This is a genomic window from Kitasatospora sp. NPDC091257 (genome assembly GCF_044757675.1).
In the GTDB taxonomy this organism is placed as follows: Bacteria; Actinomycetota; Actinomycetes; order Streptomycetales; family Streptomycetaceae; genus Kitasatospora; species Kitasatospora lactacystinica.
Map to the genome: position 1 here is coordinate 1 of NZ_JBIVVI010000640.1, position 5,258 is coordinate 5,258.

Sequence of the window (5,258 nt, forward strand, 5' to 3'; positions counted from 1 at the left end):
GGGTAGGGAGGGCGGGGGCGCGCTCAGGCGCCGTGCCAGGACTTCCACAGCGCGGCGTATCCGCCGCCGGCCGCCAACAGCTCGTCGTGACTGCCCAATTCGGTCACCCGGCCGCCGTCCATGACCGCGACCCGGTCCGCGTCGTGGGCGGTGTGCAGGCGGTGGGCGATGGCGATCACGGTGCGTTCCTTGAGCACGGCCGCCAGCGAGCGCTCGGTGTGCCGGGCGGTGGTCGGGTCGAGCAGGGAGGTGGCCTCGTCCAGGATCAGCGTGTGCGGATCGGCCAGGACCACCCGGGCCAGGGCGAGTTGCTGGGCCTGCTGGGCGTTCAGACGGAGCCCGCCGGCGCCGAGTTCGGTGTCCAGCCCGTCCGACAGCTCGTCCACCCAGTCGATGTCGACGGCGGCCAGCACCGCGAGCAGGTCCTGGTCGGTCGCGGCGGGCGCGGCGATCAGGAGGTTGTCCCGGACGGTGCCGAGGAAGACGTGATGCTCCTGGGAGACCAGGACGACGTGTCGGCGCAGCTGGGCCGGGTCGAGCTCGGCGACGGGCACCTGCCCCACCGTCACCCGTCCGGTGCGGGGCGTCTCCGCGCCGGCCAGCAGCCGGCCCAGAGTGGACTTGCCGGCTCCGGACGGGCCGACGATCGCCAGCCGCTCGCCCGGACGGACGGTGAGGTCGACGCCGTGCAGGACGTCCCGCTCACCCTGGTAGGCGTACCGGACGTCGACCACGTCGATCCGGTCGTCCTCGGGCCGGCCGCCGCCGGTCACGGCCGGGGCGTCCACCTGGCCGACGCCCTCGACTCGGGCGAAGGAGGCGTTGCTGCGCTGGAGTTGGTCGAGCCAGAGCAGGACCTTGTCCAGCGGCTCGGAGAGCTTCCAGAAGTAGAGGGCGCAGGCGACCACCGCGCCGGTGGTGACCGCGCCGGTGTCGCGCAGGGCGGCGCCGAGCAGCAGGATGCCGGCGACCGGGGCGATGTACGAGAACTCGACCACGGGAAAGAGCACGGTGCGCAGGCTGAGGGTGTAGGTACGGGTGCCCCGGCAGTGCTCGACGGCCTCGGCCGTGGCGGCGATGCGGCGGTCCTGGAGGCCCAGGGCCTCGACGGTGCGGGCCCCCGTCGCGGTGGAGGTGAGGATCTCGATCAGCGCGGAGTTGGCGGCGCCTTCGGCGAGGTAACCCGTGTGTGCACGGCGCAGGTACCAGCGGGTGGCGAACCAGATCCCGGAGAGGCAGAGCAACCCGCAGATGCCGAGCAGCGGGTTGACCGCGAGCATGGCGACCAGGATCAGGAGGATCTGGACGAGCGCCACGGAGACCTCCGGCCCGGCGTCGCGCAAGGTGGTGCCGACGGTGGCGACGTCGGCGGTGCCGCGCGTCAGCAGGTCACCGACGCCGGCGCGTTCGGCCACCGAGGCGGGCAGGGCGAGGGAGCGGTCGACGAACCGCTCTCGGATCCGTGCCAGGGTCCGCTCGCCGAAGCGGTGGGCGGCGTAGCGGGCGAAGCGGCCGAGGAGCAGCTGCGCGAGCGCGAAGCAGAGGATGCCGAGGGCGAGTCGGTCGACGTGTCCGGTGCCGGCGCCGCCCCGGACGTCGTCGATGATCCGGCCCAGCAGCCAGGGGCCGCCCAGACCGGCGGCCGCGGCCAGTCCGTTGAGGGTCAGCGTCGCGGCGACGGCACGGCCGTCCTGCCTCATCAGGCGCACGGCGGCCCGGCGGACCTCGGCGGGACCGGCGATCGGGAGCCGTCCGGGGGCGGTCTCGGTCTGAGCGGTCATCGGACGGCCTCCTCGGCGGGCGTGGACTCGGTGGCGGTTTCGCCGCGAGCCACCAGCGCGCGGTAGCCGGGCTCTGTCGCGAGCAGTTCCTGGTGCGGGCCGGCCGCCGCCAGACGGCCGTCGACGAGGTAGCAGACGGTGTCGGCCTGCTCCAGGAGGACGGGGGAGGTCGAGGTGAGGGCGGTGGTGCGCCCGGTGCGCGCCCGGCGCAGCCCGGCGGCCATGGCGGCCTCGGTGTGGGCGTCCACGGCGGAGGTGGGCTCGACCAGCAGGAGCACCTCCGGGTCCGCCAGCAGGACACGGACCAGCCGCAGCCGCTGGCGCTGACCGCCGGAGAGGTTGCTGCCCTGGGCCTGGATCATGGTGTCCAGGCCATCGGGCAGTGCCTGCACGATGTCCTCCGCCGCGGCATCTCGGACGGCCTGGGCGATGGACGGGCCGGTGTGCTCGGACCGGCCGTCGACCACGGTGCGCAGCGTGCCGGAGAAGAAGTCGGCGTCGTTGTCCGCCACCACGATCCGCCTGCGGATCTCGGCCAGGGCGATCTCGGCGAGCGGCACGCCGCCCCAGGTCGCGGCGGATGCGCTGTACCGGCCGAGCCGGTCGACCACGGCCGCGGAATCGGCTGGGCGGGCGCTCACGATCGCGGTCAGCCGGCCCGGGGCCAGTTCCACACCGGTGTCGGCGTCGTGCAGGGCCGATGGCTCGTCATGGGCCGGCCGCAGTGTTGCGGCGTCTTCGAAGGCGGGCTTCAGGTCGAGCATCCGGACGACCCGTCGAGCCGCGACCAGACCCCTGGTGAGGTCGTATCCGCTCTCGATGAAGCTGGCGACCGGTACCACCAGGACGGCGACGTAGCCGTAGACGGCGACCAGCGTGCCGATCGTGATGGTGCCCTCGGCTGCCATCCGGGCGGCCAGCCAGGTCACCAGCGCGAGGAAGAGGGCGGGCAGGCCGACCGAGAGTGCTTGGATCCAGCTGGTCACGGCGCCGACCCGGTAGCCCTCGGCCTGCAGGTCCTGCGATCCGCGCAGGTAGCGGCCGGCCAGCATCTCCTTGCCGCCGATGCCGTTGAGTACGCGCATGCCGCCGACGATGTCCCCGAGCCGGGCGGTCAGCGCCCCCTGCTGCGCGCGGTACTTGGACTCCGCGCCCTGGAGGCGTTCCAGCAGCGGCCCGACGACGACCGCGAGCAACGGCACCCCCAGCAGGACCACGAGGGCGAGCGCGACGGAGACCGACAGCAGCAGCGCGGCCGCCACCAGGTACGCCACGACAGCGCCGACGCCCGGGCCGGTGATCGTCAGTGTCTGGCTCATCTGCGCGACGTCGCCCACGCCGATGCTGGCCACCTCGCCGGCCGTCACCTTGCGGGGCAGTTCGGCACCCAGCCGGGTGGAGTGCGCGACCACGACCTTGATGGTCCGGAAGGTGGCGTCCATCCGGACCCGCGTCATGATGCGGTGGCGCATGATGCCGAGCCATGCGTTGAGCAGCGCGGCGCCGATCAGTGCGGCCACCCAGCCGACCAGGACTCCGGTCTTCCCCCGCTGGAGCCCGTCGTCGATCGCACGCTGCATGAGGTACGGCGGCAGCAGGAGGCCGACCATCCAGAGGGTGCCGATCACCGCCCCGCCCGTCACCCGTCGGCGCTGACTCATGGTCAGCCACCACAGGTAACGTGCGGCACTTCGGTGATCCGGGGTTCCCGGATCGGCATACGAATCCGTCATGAGTTAAATCCTAACCATCTTTCCTGGGCCTTATCCAGATTTTCCTTCCACCTCCCGACCGTCTGTGGCTATAGTCACCACGGACAGGAGGTGGTCATGATGAAGAAGCAGCTTCGAGGAATCTGTGCAGGCTTCTAGTACTGGCTCGACCAAGCCCAGGGATGCCGAAGTGCGGGGGGAAGAAGCGTTTCTCCCCGCATTCTTCCGCTCTTCAGAACATTCGCCAAGGATTATCCAGTGAAACTTCCGCCAGGGAGTTCTCGGACCCCTTGGACATATTGATGAGACCAGCCTCGATCGACGCCGCGAGAACGGCTGGGAGATTTCCGTCGAGATAATCGCGGCTCGCGCCCACTCCGATGAGAATTCCCTTCCCCGTGGCCACTGCCAGGTGGAAGTTCGGCCCTGACCGCTGGGTGGACGGACGCCACTCGATCCCGGTGCGCAGGGAGGACCCGGCGGCCGGCTCGGCGTCCACATCGCCGAGGAAGTTGTAGTGCTTGGCGAAGGCGGTGGGGTCCGTCTCCGGGAGGCCGGCCTCCCGGAGACTCTCCTTCAGCGCGTCGACGTCGTAGCAGCCGTTCATGTACGCCGTCATGGACTGGACGTAGCAGGCCCGCAGATACTCCAGCGGGTGGGCCTCCTCGTCGACCGTGACGGTCACCGGGGCGAACTGGTTGAGCGAGCCGACCAGCGGCGCCCACCGGGTGGTGAGCCGGTTGGCGGCCATCAGCGCGAAGGTCATCCGCTCGGTGCGCTTGAGCCGGGACAGCGCGAGCGCGCCGACGCCGAGCACCACCGACTGGACCGAGATCTTCAGCCGGTCGGAGAGCTCCTGCGCGGCGGCCAGTCCCTCCGGGCTGTAGAGCGACGCCCGGCGTCGCTCGGTGGCGTCCTCCGGATCCCGGTCCGCCGGGACGAGCCGGCTCCAGGCCTCGGTCCAGTGCCGGACGCTCCGGGTGCCCGGTTCCTCCTGCTGCTCCTGCGCCATTTCCAGCGGCTGCACCACCGGCCCGAGCGCCCCGCCCTCCAGGAGGACACCGAGTTGCTCCTCCAGCACCCGCAGCGCACCGTTGTCGGCCGCCACGTGGTGGATCACGGTGACCAGGTGGAGCGCATCCCCCTGGTGAGTGGTGACGAACGCGCGCCACGGCAACTCGGTCTCGATGTCGATCGGCTCGACGGCCGCCTCGGCACCCAGCCGCAGGGCCGCCGCGAAGCTGTCCTCGGCCAGCTCCAGCGCAGCCACCCGGGACGGGCGGTACGGGTGGACCGTCTGGGCCGGCGTCGGGCCGCTCAGGTCGTAGGTGGTCCGCAGCGACTCGTGTTTCTCCACCAACTGGAGCCAGGCGTCCATGACTTGGGCCGCGCCGAGACCGAACGGCACCTCCCAGACACTGACCAGATTGGCGACCGCCCGATGGTCGGGGCCGTGTGTCTCCAGCGAACGCAGGACCGACAGCTGACCGTATGTCACCGCCCCCGTCCGGAGCTCGCTCACAGCCGGGCCGCCCGGACGGCGAACTGACCGAGCATGGTCTGCTGGATCTGCGTCGTGCCCTCGATGATCTCCATCACCTTGGCGTCCCGGTAGTGACGCTGAACGGAAGCCTCCGCCCCGATGCCCTGGGCACCGTGGATCTGCACCGCGTCGGCGGCCGCCTTGACGGCGATCGTCGAGGTCCGGTACTTCGCCAGCAGGGTGTGGTTGACGGACTCCGTCTCCCCCCGCTCCTTGCTCACC

General features: G+C 71.3%; 4 protein-coding genes. All 4 read right to left on the reverse strand.

All coding sequences use genetic code 11. From position 1 onward, the window contains the following. Positions 1-23 precede the first annotated feature (23 nt). Positions 24-1,781: an ABC transporter ATP-binding protein gene (locus ACIQOV_RS26210; RefSeq protein ID WP_401052442.1), complete on the reverse strand. Its 1,758-nt coding sequence runs from the start codon at positions 1,779-1,781 to the stop codon at positions 24-26. After that, positions 1,778-3,514, reverse strand: coding sequence for an ABC transporter transmembrane domain-containing protein (locus tag ACIQOV_RS26215; RefSeq protein ID WP_401052444.1), 1,737 nt, complete (start codon positions 3,512-3,514; stop codon positions 1,778-1,780). Before ACIQOV_RS26215 ends, ACIQOV_RS26210 begins: the two co-directional genes overlap by 4 nt. Before the next feature lie 211 nt (positions 3,515-3,725). Continuing rightward, a complete protein-coding gene (locus ACIQOV_RS26220; protein ID WP_401052446.1) occupies positions 3,726-4,991 on the reverse strand; it encodes a condensation domain-containing protein in 1,266 nt (421 codons plus the stop codon). A 20-nt stretch (positions 4,992-5,011) separates the two neighbouring features. Further along, the coding region (locus ACIQOV_RS26225; protein WP_401052447.1) for an acyl-CoA dehydrogenase family protein at positions 5,012-5,258 on the reverse strand (247 nt) is incomplete at its 5' end.